12 protein-coding genes are annotated in these 14,197 nt (G+C 64.7%); 5 read left to right on the plus strand and 7 right to left on the minus strand.

Features of this window, described 5'->3' with window-relative positions:
* Window positions 1–30: 30 nt before the first annotated feature.
* From FJW05_RS06830 to pdeM, 4 genes are all read left to right on the plus strand, one after another.
* Window positions 31–381, plus strand: coding sequence for a MarR family winged helix-turn-helix transcriptional regulator (locus tag FJW05_RS06830; RefSeq protein WP_040985896.1), 351 nt, complete (start codon window positions 31–33; stop codon window positions 379–381).
* A 49-nt stretch (window positions 382–430) separates the two neighbouring features.
* Complete coding sequence (locus FJW05_RS06835; RefSeq protein ID WP_140629493.1) at window positions 431–1,291, plus strand: NlpC/P60 family protein; 861 nt, start codon at window positions 431–433, stop codon at window positions 1,289–1,291.
* Between the two features lie 274 nt (window positions 1,292–1,565).
* On the plus strand, window positions 1,566–4,097 hold the full coding sequence (locus tag FJW05_RS06840; RefSeq protein ID WP_140629766.1) for a ligase-associated DNA damage response DEXH box helicase: 2,532 nt from the start codon (window positions 1,566–1,568) through the stop codon (window positions 4,095–4,097).
* 18 nt (window positions 4,098–4,115) lie between these two features.
* Entirely contained in the window at window positions 4,116–4,832 is a 717-nt protein-coding gene (gene pdeM, locus FJW05_RS06845) for a ligase-associated DNA damage response endonuclease PdeM (RefSeq protein ID WP_140629495.1), read from the plus strand.
* Between the two features lie 3 nt (window positions 4,833–4,835).
* Here the strand turns inward: pdeM and FJW05_RS06850 are convergent, their stop codons facing one another.
* From FJW05_RS06850 to FJW05_RS27350, 4 genes are read right to left on the minus strand one after another with little or no spacing between them, the layout of a single operon-like run.
* The gene (locus tag FJW05_RS06850; protein ID WP_140629498.1) at window positions 4,836–5,774 is read right to left on the minus strand and encodes a DmsC/YnfH family molybdoenzyme membrane anchor subunit; all 939 of its coding nucleotides are present in this window, start codon (window positions 5,772–5,774) and stop codon (window positions 4,836–4,838) included.
* A 2-nt stretch (window positions 5,775–5,776) separates the two neighbouring features.
* Window positions 5,777–6,511: a 4Fe-4S dicluster domain-containing protein gene (locus tag FJW05_RS06855; protein ID WP_140629501.1), complete on the minus strand. Its 735-nt coding sequence runs from the start codon at window positions 6,509–6,511 to the stop codon at window positions 5,777–5,779.
* Window positions 6,508–9,438, minus strand: a complete 2,931-nt coding sequence (locus FJW05_RS06860) for a molybdopterin oxidoreductase family protein (protein WP_140629503.1) — start codon at window positions 9,436–9,438, stop codon at window positions 6,508–6,510. The genes FJW05_RS06855 and FJW05_RS06860 overlap by 4 nt, the downstream gene beginning before the upstream one ends.
* Window positions 9,435–9,593, minus strand: coding sequence for a hypothetical protein (locus FJW05_RS27350; protein WP_181164860.1), 159 nt, complete (start codon window positions 9,591–9,593; stop codon window positions 9,435–9,437). The genes FJW05_RS06860 and FJW05_RS27350 overlap by 4 nt, the downstream gene beginning before the upstream one ends.
* Before the next feature lie 124 nt (window positions 9,594–9,717).
* Between FJW05_RS27350 and FJW05_RS06865 the strand changes: the two genes are divergently transcribed.
* Window positions 9,718–10,605 (plus strand): LysR family transcriptional regulator, encoded by an 888-nt coding sequence (locus FJW05_RS06865; protein WP_140629506.1) that lies wholly within the window; start codon window positions 9,718–9,720, stop codon window positions 10,603–10,605.
* A 335-nt stretch (window positions 10,606–10,940) separates the two neighbouring features.
* On the opposite strand, the gene FJW05_RS06870 is transcribed toward FJW05_RS06865, so the two are convergent.
* From FJW05_RS06870 to FJW05_RS06880, 3 genes are all read right to left on the minus strand, one after another.
* Window positions 10,941–12,197 carry an Hsp70 family protein gene (locus tag FJW05_RS06870; protein WP_140629508.1) on the minus strand — a complete coding sequence of 419 codons (1,257 nt, stop codon included), beginning with the start codon at window positions 12,195–12,197 and terminating at the stop codon, window positions 10,941–10,943.
* Between the two features lie 201 nt (window positions 12,198–12,398).
* The gene (locus tag FJW05_RS06875) at window positions 12,399–13,187 is read right to left on the minus strand and encodes a TIGR02186 family protein (protein WP_140542036.1); all 789 of its coding nucleotides are present in this window, start codon (window positions 13,185–13,187) and stop codon (window positions 12,399–12,401) included.
* A complete protein-coding gene (locus FJW05_RS06880; RefSeq protein ID WP_140629510.1) occupies window positions 13,187–14,110 on the minus strand; it encodes a sulfite exporter TauE/SafE family protein in 924 nt (307 codons plus the stop codon). The genes FJW05_RS06875 and FJW05_RS06880 overlap by 1 nt, the downstream gene beginning before the upstream one ends.
* Window positions 14,111–14,197: the final 87 nt, after the last annotated feature.

Consider the following 14,197-nt stretch of genomic DNA (forward strand, 5'->3'; position numbering starts at 1 on the left):
ACCGAAACAATTTGCCGGCATGCTTGGACGATGTCGATCTCGATGCGCCCGAGCCAGGCCTTGCGACTGTGGCAGCAGGTGATGCTGGCCCAGGTGCGCGACGGCGAGCCCGATCTCACCATGCGCCAGACGGCTATCCTGTTCACCATCTATCTCGATCCGCCGCCCCATACGGTGCGCGGGCTGGCCGCCAAGCTCAACGTCACCAAGCCTGTCATCACCCGGGCGCTGGACACGATGGGCGCGCTGAAGCTGGTCTCGCGCCACCGCGACGAGCTCGACAAGCGCAACGTGCTGATCCGGCGCACGGTGGAAGGCGCGCTCTTTGTCGAGCGCTTCGGCGATGGTATCGTCGCCAGGGCGCACGAACTGCCCATCTGACCTCATTGCCCCCATCTGAGTTCACTGCTGATTTGACTGGATTATCGATTTGACCGCCAGAGATGCCCGCCTTCATGCCTTCCGCTCCGACCTTGCCGATGCGAGGCTGAAGGGCGAGGTCGCCGCCGACCGCTTCGTCAACGGCCGCCCGGCGCGGATCACGGCGTCGGTCGCCGACCTGCGCAAGGCGCCGCGTCCCGACGCCGGCGTTAACACGCAGGCGCTGTTCGGCGACGACGTGCTGGTCTTTGAGGATGCCGAGGGTTGGGCCTGGGTGCAGGCCGAGCGCGACGGTTATGTCGGCTATGTGGCCGACAATCTGCTTGGCGCGCGCGAACATGCGCCCACGCATATCGTTTCCGTGCCGCGCACCTTCCTCTATCCCGCACCGGATCTCCGCTTTCCGGTCAGCGGACAGCTGTCGATGGGATCGACAGTGACGGTAACCGGCTCGGCCGAAACGCGCGGCACGAATTATGCGCTGCTGCCCTCCGGCCAGGCGGTCATCGTCGGCCATCTGCGGCCGATCGCGGAACTGGCGGAGGACTACGTCACGGTCGCCGAGAGCTTCCTCGGCACGCCTTATCTCTGGGGCGGGGTCTCGGGCTTCGGCATCGATTGTTCCGGCCTCGTGCAGTTGGCAATGCGCATGACGGGCAAGGATGTCCTGCGCGACGCCGACATGCAGGCGGCGTCGATCGGCACGCCGTTGGAGCCGGGTCCGGACTATTCAGGTCTCCGGCGCGGCGATCTCGTCTTCTGGAAAGGCCATGTCGCGATCATGACCGACGAAAGAGACATGATCCACGCCAATGGCCACACCATGCTGGTCTCGCGCGAAGGCCTTAAAGAGGCGGTCGACCGCATCGGTTATCTCTATGGCGGTCCGACGGGGTTTCGGAGGCCGTAGCGCCAGCCTCCCTTCTCCACCCTTGTGGGAGAAGGTGGATCGGCGCGCAGCGCCGAGACGGATGAGGGGTGCTGGACGGATCGCTACGTTGAAGAGCTAAGCGTCTTTAGCACCTCTATCTAGTCAGGTCTCATTTCTTCCAGCACCCCTCATCCGTCTCGGCGCTAGCACGCCGATCCACCTTCCCCCACAAGGGGGGAAGGAAGAATCGCGCTGATCCCCTTTTGTTCCGATTTTCCTTGGCGATTGCTTGCCGCCGCGCTACGTCTTGCGCGTGACCGAGCAGCCGCGCCTTGCCGAGCAGAATGCCGCCATCCTGCTGCCTGAGCCATTCGTCAGATGGTTCGGCGAGAAGGGCTGGTCGCCGCGCGTCCATCAGCTCGAGCTGCTGGCGAAGGCTCAAAGCGGCCAGTCGGTGCTGCTGATCGCGCCGACCGGCGCCGGCAAGACGCTGGCCGGCTTCCTGCCGTCGCTGACCGAGCTGGCCAACCGTCCGAAGCGAAAGCCGGGCGAAGCCCGCCGCGGCATCCACACACTCTATATCTCGCCGCTCAAGGCGTTGGCCGTCGACATCGAGCGCAATCTCGGCAAGCCGGTCGAGGAGATCGGCTTACCTGTCACCATCGAGACGCGCACCGGCGACACGCCTTCGCACAAGCGCCAGCGGCAGAAACTGGCGCCGCCCGACATATTGCTAACCACGCCAGAACAGCTCGCTTTGCTGATCGCTTCGAACGACGCCAAGCGCTTCTTCGAGGATCTGCGTTATGTCGTGCTCGACGAGCTCCATTCGCTGGTCACCTCGAAGCGCGGCCATCTTCTGGCGCTCGGCCTGGCGCGCTTGCGCGCTTTTGTTCCCGGGTTGCAGACCATAGGCCTGTCGGCGACCGTGGCCGAGCCCGACGAGTTGCGCCGCTGGCTGGTGAGCCAGGCTTCTCCAGGCGCCATGTCCGAGCTCATCGTCGTCACGGGCGGCGCGAAGCCCGAGATATCGATCCTCGACTCGGAAGAGCGGGTGCCCTGGGCCGGTCACTCCGCCCGCTACGCCACGCCTGAGATCTACCGCGAGATCAAGCGGCACAAGACCACGCTGCTGTTCGTCAACACCCGCAGCCAGGCCGAGCTGCTGTTCCAGGAGCTATGGCGCGTCAATGAAGACACTTTGCCGATCGCGCTCCATCACGGCTCGCTGGATGTCGCCCAGCGCCGCCGCGTCGAGAAGGCCATGGGCGAAAATGCGTTGCGCGCCATCGTCGCCACCTCGACGCTGGACCTCGGCATCGACTGGGGCGATGTGGATCTGGTTGTGCATGTTGGTGCGCCGAAAGGAGCGAGCCGCCTGGCGCAGCGCATCGGTCGCGCCAACCACCGCATGGACGAGCCATCGAAAGCGATCCTGATCCCGGCGAACCGCTTCGAGGTGCTGGAATGCCGGGCGGCGCTGGATGCCAATTATCTCGGCGCCCAGGACACGCCGCCGCTGGTCAATGGCGGGTTCGACGTGCTGGCCCAGCATGTGCTGGGCTGCGCCTGCGGGGCGCCGTTCCATGCCGACACGCTGTTCGATGAAGTAAGGACGGCTGCGCCTTATGCCAGCCTGGACAGGCCGACATTCGACCGGGTCATCGACTTCGTCGCCACCGGCGGGTACGCGCTGAAAAATTACGAGCGCTATGCCCGCGTCCGGCAGACCAAGGAAGGCTTGTGGCGGGTTTCAAATCCGGGTGTCGCCCAGCAATACAGGCTCAATGTCGGCACCATCATCGAAGTGCCGGCGCTCAATGTGCGTTACGTCCAGACCGGCAGCAGAGGGGCGGCCTCGCGCGGCGGCAGGGTGCTGGGAAAGATCGAGGAAGCATTCCTGGAGACTTTGACCCACGGCGACACCTTCATGTTCGGTGGCAAGATCCTGCGCTTCGAAGGCATTCGCGAAAACGAGTGCTTCGTCTCGAACGCGCCCGGCAGCGACGCGAAGGTGCCCTATTATGGCGGCGGCAAATTCCCGCTTTCGACCTATCTCGCCGAGCAGGTGCGGGCCATGCTCGATGACCCGCAACGCTGGAAGAAACTGCCTGAGCAGGTCGCCGACTGGTTAAGATTTCAGGCGGACAAGTCCGTTTTGCCGAAACGCGATGATCTGCTGATCGAGACTTTTCCACGCGGCAACCGCTACTACCTCGTGGCCTATCCGTTTGAGGGTAGGCTTGCGCATCAGACACTCGGCATGCTGCTCACCCGCCGGCTGGATCGGGCGGGAGCCAAGCCGGTCGGCTTCGTCGCCACCGATTATGCGCTGGCCATCTGGTCGCTGGCCGACATGGGCTGGATGTTCAAGAACAGAAAACCGTCGCTGGCCACGCTGTTCGATCAGGACATGCTGGGCGATGACCTCGAAGCCTGGTTTGCCGACAGCTGGCTGCTAAAGCGCACCTTCCGCAACTGCGCGCTTATTTCCGGACTGATCGAAAAACGCCATCCCGGCAAAGAGAAAAGCGGCCGCCAGGTGACCGTCTCGACAGACCTGATCTATGACGTGCTGCGCAGCCATGAACCCGACCATATTCTGCTGCAGGCTACCCGCACGGATGCCGCGACCGGGTTGCTCGATGTCAGCAGGCTTGCCGAGATGCTCTCGCGCATCCGCGGTCGAATCATGCATAAGAATCTCGAACAGATATCGCCGCTCGCCGTGCCGATCATGCTCGAAATCGGCAAAATGCCGGTGAATGGCGAGGCGGACGAAACGCTGCTGATGGATGCCGCCACCCTCGTCGAAGAGGCCATGGGGCCCGAAATGATGGATTGAAAGAAGGTCTAGGAGGGGATGAATTTTTCGCTGTCGCGCGCAACGCTGATCGCCGAGGCCGACCCTGTCGGCATCGCCTGCGAGCGCGCGGTCTGCGACCGGCGCGGCGTGCTCTATTTCCCCGATCTGCGGCTGCTCGCGGTCTCCGACCTGCATCTCGAAAAAGGCTCATCCTTCGCCAGGCGCGGCGCGCTGATCCCGCCCTACGATACCGGCGCAACGTTGCTGCGGCTTCAGGCGGTGATCGCCGACTACCAGCCGCGGATCGTCGTCAGCCTGGGTGATTCCTTCCACGACGGCGGCGGTGCCGAGCGCATGCATCTGAGTTTCCGCGAAAGGCTGGAGGCGATGATGGCCGGCCGCGACTGGTTCTGGGTCGCCGGCAACCACGACCCGGATGCGCCAGCCGACCTGCCGGGCGAGACCGTGCGGGAACTCGCCATCGGCTCGCTGCTCTTCCGCCACGAGCCGTCGAAGCTGCGGGTCGAAGGCGAGATCGCCGGCCATCTCCACCCTTGCGCGCGCATCGTCCAGCGCGGCCGCTCGGTCCGGCGGCGCTGCTTTGCCGGCGACGGCGGCCGCATGATCATGCCGGCCTTCGGCGCCTATACCGGCTCGCTCAACGTTCTCGACCGCGCCTATGCCGGCCTGTTCCGCCTGGAAACGCTGATGGCTTACATGCTCGGTGCCGAGCGCATCTTCGCCATTTCCGGCTCGATGCTCAGGCCGGGCTGAAGCTTACTCCCTGCCATAATAGAGGGTGACCGTATGCTTCGCCTCGGCGAAGAACAGCCAGCGCTCGACCAGCATGCCGGTAAGCTGGGCGACGGCTGCAAGCACGGATGCGACCGCGCCCAACGGCCATGGCAGGAAGAACACGGCAGCCAGCAGGATGGAGGGCACGGCAAAGGCCAGCGCCTGCGTGATCCGCCGCAGCTTGGCGCTATGCTTGCGCGCGATGCGGAATCCCATTTCCTTCAGCAGATAGTTTTCTTCCGTGTGCGGCCACTCGATCGACCGCACTGTGCCACCTGCGAGCCCGGTCGCAGTGTTGGCGGTGGTCGGGATCTCCAGCCGGTCATTGTAGCGCCAGGTCGCAAGCTTCCAGCCCCAGCCGGCGAGCGTGGCAAGCAGAGCCCAGATCGGCATCGCCGTTGAACCCAGCTTGAACCCCTGGAGCAAGGCGTTGGCGAGAACGCTTCCGGTCATCGCCGCGAAGATGAGATAGGCCGGCAAAGTATAGCGGCTGTGCCACTGCGCGATCGGCTTCAACGAAGCATAGATCATGCCGGTCGTGCAGATTGTCATGACCGCGCCTGCCGCCGTCAGCAGGCCGGCGGCCGCCACCCCGCCGCTGCTCTTGCCGAGAAACACCCAGCCGATGCCGAACAGGCCGGCCGGGATGAAGGTCGCGACCGAGGCCACGCCTTCGCGCGACAGCCACGAACTGCGCCATTGCGAGAAGGCCCGCCAGGCGCGCTCGGGACGGCCGAGATGGCCGGCGGAGGACAACAGGCCGGCCGCGATCAGGCCGAGCGCCAGCCCCATGCCGACAAGGCCAAGCCAGAAATCGGCCGGGATCACGCCAAATCCGCCAAGCAGGCCGAGCAGTGCCAGCAGGCCGTAGCCGGCGCCTGTGGCAGTGGTGAAGAAGACGACCGAGAAAGCGGGATGCATGGTCAGTTCGAAAGCATGCGGTCGATCCAGCCGAGGAAGCCGCCCTCGGCCCGGATCGGCTCCAGCGCCGGCGCGTCCACCTTCGCCGCGCGTTGGCTGCGGGCGCGCGGCGGCAGATATCTGTTGGTCGGCTGGTAGCCGAGCTCCGGCATCAGCGCGACGCCGCCACGCTCCTCGACAAGCTGCGAGATCGCCGAGGCCGGATCGCCGAGATCGCCGAAATGCCGGGCGCTGGTCGGGCAGGCCGCCACGCAGGCCGGCACGCGGTCTTCCTCGGCCAGATTGTCGTTGTAGATGCGGTCGACGCACAGCGTGCATTTCTTCATCACGCCGACATCGGTGTCGAGCTCGCGCGCGCCATAAGGACAGGCCCAGCTGCACAATTTGCAGCCGATGCACTTGTCCTCGTCGACCAGCACGATGCCGTCCGAGGCGCGTTTGTAGGAGGCGCCGGTCGGGCAGACGGTGACGCAGGCCGGCTGCTCGCAATGCAGGCAGGAGCGCGGGAAATTCACCGTGCGGCCGCCCAGCTCCGTCGTATGCTCGTAACTATGCACCCGGTTGAACCAGACGCCGTCGACATGTCCGCCATAGGGATCGATATCGGTCAGCGGCGCCATGTGGCCGCCGGTGTTCCACTCCTTGCAGGCGGTCACGCAGGCTTGGCAGCCGACGCAAGTGTCGAGGTCGATGACGAGGCCGAGTTTTTTCTCGGTTCGAGCGGGAAGACAGGTCATTCGGCGGCTTCCCTCTTCATGCGAAACGCGGCGCCGAAGCGAAGCACGTCAGGCGAAGGCTCGAAATGCGGCGGCTGGGCGAAACGCTCGAATTGCGGCTCTGTGAAGCCGGCTTCCTCAGGCGCGCATTTGATGATCCGCACGCGAACGTCGAACCACGCCGCCTGGCCGGTGACCGGATCCGAATTCGAATAGCGCTTGCCGTTGGCGTTCGTCGCAGTCTGGTCGCCGACGATATGGTTGAGCAGGAAGCCGCGATTGCTCTCCGCCGCATCGTCCTTCAGGCCCCAGCTGCCGCGCCGCTTGCCGATCGCGTTCCAGGTCCACACCGTGTCCGGGTTCACGCCGTCGATCAGCTTGATCTGGCCCTTCACCCTTCCGTTGACGCTTTCGATCCACACCCAGTCGTCGTCGGAAAGGCCAAGACCGGTGGCGGTCTGCGTATGCACAAACAGCCGGTTCTGGCTGGTGATCTGCCGCAGCCACGCATTCTGCGAGCCCCAGGAATGGTACATGTGCATCGGCCGCTGCGTCAGCGCATGCAGCGGATATTTTTGCAGGTCGACGGTGTCCTCCTCGAAGGGCGCGTACCAGAAGGGCAGCGGGTCCATATAGGCCTCGATGCGGCCGCGCTCGGCGTCCGGCGGCTGCACCTTGCCATGGCCGCGCCCGGCAAGCCTGAACCGCTGCATCGGCTCCGAGTAGAGCTGGAAGACGATAGGCTCGGCCTTGGAAATGAAACCCATCTCGACCGCGAAATCGAGATAGGCGCGGTTGCCCATTTTGTAATAGCGCTGGTCGTCGGAAAAAGCGTGGTGCCAGAAGCCGCCATTGTCGATGTAGCGCTGCAGCTGGTTGGGGTTGGCGGCGCCCCTGCCGATCGAGCCGCCATTCTCGCCGCGCCAGCCGGCTAAAGGGCCGATGCCGGGCGTGCGCTCGTGGTTGACGATGTAGTCGGCATAGTCGCGGTATTTGGCTGAGCCGTCTTCGTCGACGAAGCCCGGCAGGCCAAGCCGCGCGCCGAGCTCTATCAGCACGGACTGGAACGGCCGCACGTCGCGGTCCGGCTGCACCACGGGATGGCGGATGGCGTCGCCCGGACCGTCGGCATGGCTGATCGGCCGGTCGAGCAGGCTGATGCAGTCGTGCCGCTCGAGATAGGTGGTGTCGGGCAGCACCAGGTCGGCGAAAGCCACCGTTTCGGAATAATAGGCGTCGGAATAGATGATGAACGGGATCTTGTAGGCGCCCGCCTCGTCCTTGTCGGTCAGCATACGAATGGCCTCGACCGTATTCATCGACGAGTTCCACGCCATGTTCGACATGTACATCATCAGCGTGTCGATCGGATAAGGATCGCCGGCCCAGGCGTTGCGGATGACCGAGTGCATAAGCCCGTGCGCGGCCAGGGGCGCTTCCCAGGAATAGGCTTTGTCGATGCGGGTAGGCCGCCCGTCATCGTCGACGAGAAGATCGTCCGGGCTGCAGACGAAGCCGAGCGGCATGCCGTCCAGCGGCGTCATCGGCCGAACGTTTTTTCCGCATGGCTTCGGCTCCGGCGGCGCCGGGCGCGGGTAGGGCGGCTTGAAACGGAAACCGCCTGGAACATCGACAGTGCCCAGCAGAACCTGCAGCAGATGGATGGCGCGGCAGGTGTGAAAGCCGTTGGAATGGGCCGAAATACCGCGCATGGCATGCATCGAGACAGGACGGCCCCTGATCGTCTCGTGCCGGCGGCCCGCCCAGTCGGTCCAGGCGACCGGCAGCTCGATCGCCTGCTCAAAGGCGACATGCGCCAGCTCCGCCGCGATGCGCCTGATCGTGTCGGCGTCGACACCGCAGCGCTCAGCTACCGCGTCCGGCGAATAGGTCTCGTCAAGATAGCGTTCGGCGATGAGCTGGAAGACAGGCACGCAGCGCTGTCCGCCGATCTCATAGCTGCCGGTCAACGCCGGCTTTGCTTCGGGGTCGGTTGCGTCGATCGGTTGCTTGGCCACACGGTCCCAAGCCAGCGGATTGCCGTCGCCGTCTCGCACGAACAGCCCGTCGTCGGCGGTCCCCGATTCCTGCACGACCAGCACCGGCGCGTTGGTGTAGCGTAGCAGATAGTCGAGATCGACGCGGCCGGCCTTGAGCAATTCATGGACAAGCGCCAGCACGAACAGACCGTCCGTGCCCGGCCGGATGCCGATCCAGTCGTCGGCGATCGCGTTGTAGCCGGTGCGGCAGGGGTTGATCGAAACCACCTTGGCGCCGCGCGCCTTGAGCTTGCCGAGACCGATCTTGATCGGGTTGGAATCGTGGTCCTCGGCGACGCCGAACAGCATGAAGTATTTCGTGTTGTCCCAGTCTGGCTCGCCGAACTCCCAGAACGAGCCGCCGATCGTGTAGAGCCCGCCGGCCGCCATGTTGACGGAGCAGAAACCGCCATGCGCGGCGAAATTGGGCGTGCCGAACTTCGACGCCCACCAGCCGGTCAGCGATTGCGACTGGTCGCGCCCGGTGAAGAAGGCAAGCTTCCTCGGATCGGTGCGGCGGATCGCCGACAGTCGTTCGGTGGCGATGGTCAGCGCTTCGTCCCACTCGATCTCGCGGAACTCGCCGGAGCCGCGCGGACCTGTGCGCAGCAACGGCTTCTTCAGCCGCGCCGGACTGTAATGCTGCATGATGCCGGCGCTGCCCTTGCCGCAGATCACGCCCCGGTTGACCGGATGGTCCTTGTTGCCGTTGATGTAGCGGACCTTGCCGTCCTTGATGTGGACGTCGATGCCGCAGCGGCAGGCGCACATGTAGCAGGTGGTCTTGGCGATGCGGTCGGAGACGCTTGGCGATGTCTCGACGCCGTCGCCCTCGTCAGGCGCTCGGCTGTCGGCCAGCGGCCGCTGCGAAGGGGCGGAATTGGTGCCGCGCGGCGCGCCGGGATTCATGCTCCGCGAACGCTCTTGCCGCTCGCCGTCTTGGCCTTCGTCTTGGGACCCGGGCCGCGCATATAATGGAGTTCGGGGTGATAGCGCTCGCCGGCGAGCTGCCGCTTCAGACGACGGTTCCAATGCGCGAACAAGGATTTGAAGCGCTCGATCATTTCAACCCTTGGCGGAAATGCAGCTAATTTTTTCCAACTTCCGATAAAAACTTAGAACAAAGCCATTGATGCGTCTAACAAGCAGCTCTTGTAATTCCAATCGATTTTGCTTCTTAGTTAGCCCATGACCCTCGATCAGTTGCGCATCTTCGTCGCCGTCGCCGAGCACGGCCATATGACCAAGGCCGCCGAGCGGCTCGGCATCTCGCAGTCGGCGGCGTCGGCCGCCATCCGCGCGCTCGAAAGCCAGCACGGTGTGCGCCTGTTCAACCGGGTCGGCCGCAACATCGAGCTGGCCCAGACCGGCCATCGCTTCCTGCCGGAGGCGAAGGCGGTCCTGGATCGCGCCGCGGCCGCCCGCGGCGTGCTGGAGGATGTCTCGCAGACCGTCGCCGGCAGCCTGTCGATCGCGGCCAGCCAGACCATCGCCAGCTATTGGCTGCCGCGCCGCCTGGCTGCCTTCCATGAGGCCTATCCTGCCGTGAAGCTTAGCGTGACGATCGGCAACACCCGGCAGGTCGAGACCAATGTGCTGGACGGCCGCGCCGATTTCGGCCTGGTCGAGGGCCGCACCGAGTCCGACATCCTGCGCCGCGCCACGGTCGACGAGGATCGCCCGATGCTGGTGGTGGCGCGCGGGCATCCTGAAATTCCGACGACGCGGGCGGGAAACCTCGACATCAGGGCATTGCGCTGGATCATCCGGGAAGGCGGGTCTGGCACCCGCGAGGCGCTGGAGGATTTCGCGCTCAGCCAGGGGGTCCCGCCGGCGGAGCTGCAGATATTCCTTGTCCTGCCCAGCAACGAGGCGGTGCGCCAGGCCGTCGAGGCTGGCGCGGGGGCGACGATCATTTCGGAACTGGTGGTCGCGCGCTCCCTGGCAGAGGGCAGCCTCAGGGCCGTGCCGGTCGAATTGCCGAAGCGCGACTTCGCCATGATCACCCACCGCGACCGCCAGGCGAGCCTCGCGCAGATGGCGCTGAAGGCGCATCTTGGTGGAAAGGCCGGCTGAGCCCAAGCGGCACCCGGACTATATTCTTGGGATGCTGATCATCGCGAACGTTCGCGATTGTCCGAGGCCTCCGAACGTCGTCATCCACGGGCGGAGCGACGCGAAGCGGAGCGTAGACCCGAGGATCCATTCCGTGACCTTCGACGTGGAATGCAGCGGAGCAGAATTCTGCACCGTAGCAGCGCTCGGATATCACAGGATCCTCGGGTCTGCGCCGCGTCGCTTCGCTCCTTGCTCCGCCCGTGGATGACGACGTCACGGGCGTTTCGGCCAACCTCCCTGCATGCCGTCGCCACCCGATGGACAACCCCCACAGCTACCGTGCGGCAAAACGCTCACGCATATTTCCGCTGCGCGTCGAGCGCCAGCCCAAGGCCCACCGAGCCGAACATGTCGCCTTCGATGACGGCGGCCTGCGGCACCAGCGCCAGGATCTGCCGTTTCGCCAGCGGGATGGCGGTCGAACCGCCGGTGAGGAACACGGCGGTGATGGCCGAGGCGGCAACACCAGCGTCGGCGATCGTCTGTTGGACCGTCGCCGCCACTCGTTCGATGTCGCCGCCGATCGTCTCCTCGAGGCCGGCGCGCGTGATCTCGGCCGCGAAGCGCGCGCCGGGCAGCGACACGCTCACCTCCGCCGAAGAGTGGTCGGTCAGCGCGATCTTCGCCGTTTCGACAAGGCCCGCCATTGCATGGCCGTAGCGATGCTCGACGACATGGATGAAGCGGTCGACGAGGTCGGCTCGCTCGGCTTCGTAGCGGATCTGTCGCAGGTCGTTCATGGCCTTGGCCGTGTAGACGAGGTTGATGCGTTGCCAGGTCGCAAGGTCGATAAAGTAGGCCGCGGGCAGGTTGCGCTTGTGGTCCTTGGTCCGCGTCAGATAGCCGAGCTCGGGCATGACATGGGTGATGCTGAGCAGCCGGTCGAAATCGGTGCCGCCGATATGGATACCCCGGTTGGCTAATATGTCGGCCTTGCGGTCGGTCGAGCGGGCGCGCTCCGGCGAGACTCGTACGATCGAGAAATCGGAGGTGCCGCCGCCCATGTCGACGATCAGCGCCAGCTCCTCGCGGGAAACCTTCTGCTCGTAATCGAGCGCCGCCGCGATCGGCTCGAACTGAAAGGCGATGTGCTTGAAGCCTTGCGCGCGCGCTGCCTTTTCCAATTCGCCCTGTGCCTTCGCATCGGCGGCCGCGTCGTCGTCGACGAACTGCACGGGCCGGCCCAGCACGACGTTGTCGACCGGACCGCCGGCATCTTGTTCCAGCCGTTTCTTGAGATGATCGATGAACAGGCCGACGATGTCGATGAAGCCGATCTGGCGCGCCTTGATGCGCGTCTTTTCGTTGGCGAGCGAGCTGCCGAGAACGCTCTTCAGCGAGCGCATCAGACGCCCTTCGATGCTGTCGGTATAGTCGCTGATCGCACGGCGACCGAAATAGGTGTAGCCGTCCTCGAAGTTGAAGAACACGGCGCTCGGCAGGGTGGGTTGCTCGCCTTCCAGCGCCACCAGTCGCGCCCGGCCGTCGCGGATCACGCCAACGGTGGAATTGGACGTGCCGAAATCGATGCCGCCGAATGCCGATCGCATCGCAGCCTCCTGTCGTTGCCTTGGGGCAGGGGTTGTCAACGACGCGAGACGCGCCGTTGTCTGGAAAGCCAAACCGCTCTGCCGAAAATCGAGATGTGTGTGCTGTCCCTAGGGCTGGGAGGCGGCGATGTATCGCAAAACCAGCAAAAGGGAAACCCTGTTTCACGGGAAAATGGGGTCTTCCCATTGTTCTCGCGGGCATCAATCCTTGCGGAAGATGAGCCGGCCCAGCCAGCCGGTCAGCATGGCGAGCGATATGGCGAACACGCCATAGAGGAAGGAATAGTCATGCGCGACGCGGAAGACCGATTGCTCGAAGCCGGATTTGCGGATTTCGAGCTGGGCCGAGCTTTCCTTGACGAACATGCCGCTCTTGAACAGGAAGGCGCGTGCCTTGTGCGTGCCGACCGGAACATTGGGTGCCAGCCGCACGGTGGCGCGAAACAGGTTCTGCGACAGGAACTGCACGCCGCCGACATTCTCGCTGTAGAGGCCGGTCGCCGCCTTGCGGTCGCGAAGTGCCGCCGTGAATTCCTCGATGGTTGCCGGGCTGTCGGTCTCGTCGGCGGGTTTCATATAGAGGTTCTGCGCGCCAAGCGAGAGCTGCTTGTATTTGGCGGGCTCGGCGATGTCCTGCAGCGGCCGCGTCGTCGCGACGGAATAAGAGACCGGCACGTTCTCGAATGTCTCGGAGTCCAGATTGATCCAGACGCCGAGCACGCGGTCCTTGCGCCGGACCACGACCGGCCTCGGCGGCCCTTCGAGCACGACGATCACGTCGTAGCGTCCTTGGCGTGCGACCAGGGGGTCGGGATTTTCCAGCGATCCGAAGATTGTGAGGTCGGCGCCGGAGAAGCCCGCCGTGATGGAAATGGCGTCGGTCGACAGGCCGATCTGGATGCTTTCGGCGGGCGGCGTCTGCGCCGTCGCCGGGGAAAGGGCAAAGAGCATCGACAACGAGACGGCTGCAAATGCTCGTCGTGCCGCCATCAGTTAAGGCCCGCGGCGGTAAGCGAATAGAGATTGGGCGGCGTCACGAAGAGATCGACGGCAAGGCGTATGGCGACGGCCAGCACCAGCATCGCCAAAAGCGCGCGCAGCTGCTCGCCGCGCAACCGCTGGCCGGCCTTGGCGCCGTATTGCGCGCCGGCGACGCCTCCGGCCATCAGCAGGAAGGCCAGGATCACGTCGACCGTCTGGTTGGTCGTGGCATGCACCAGCGTCGTATAGGCCGAGGTGAAGATGATCTGGAACAACGAGGTGCCGATGACGACATTGGTCGGCACCTTGAGCAGGTAGATCAGCGCCGGCACCATGATGAAGCCGCCGCCGACGCCCATGATCGACGACAGGAAGCCGATCCCGGCGCCGAGCCCGAGCACCGGGATGACGCTGACGAACAGCTTCGAGGCGCGGAAGCGCATCTTGAACGGCAGCCGGTGGATCCAGTTGTGCTGCCCGGATTTCTTGAGCACGGGTGCGGCGCCGCTGCGGCTGGCGCGCAGCGCGTTGACGCTTTCGACCAGCATCAGCCCGCCGACCGTGCCGAGCAGCACGACGTAGAGCAGCGAGATGAACAGGTCCAGCTGGCCGAGCCGGCGCAACAGCGCAAAGACGAAGATACCGGCCGTCGAGCCGACGATGCCGCCGGCCAAAAGCACGCCGCCCAGCTTGAAGTCGAGCGTGCCGCGCTTGAAATGCGAAAGCGCGCCGGAGAAAGAGGAGGCGATGACCTGGTTCGCGCCGGTGGCGACGGCGATTGCCGGCGGGATGTTGTAGAAGATCAGAAGCGGCGTGATCAGGAAGCCGCCGCCGACCCCGAACATGCCCGACAGGAAACCCACCGCGGCGCCCATCGCGAGCAGCACGAAGACGTTGACGGAAATTTCCGCGATCGGGAGATAGATGCCCACCCGTCTGTCTCGATCAGTTTGTCTGTCGGCGTATAGTGCCGTCCCCGGACAGTAAAGCACCGAAAAGCCAATTTTTTCTTGCGCCTG

This window comes from Mesorhizobium sp. B2-9-1 (assembly GCF_006439455.1).
GTDB lineage: Bacteria > Pseudomonadota > Alphaproteobacteria > Rhizobiales > Rhizobiaceae > Mesorhizobium.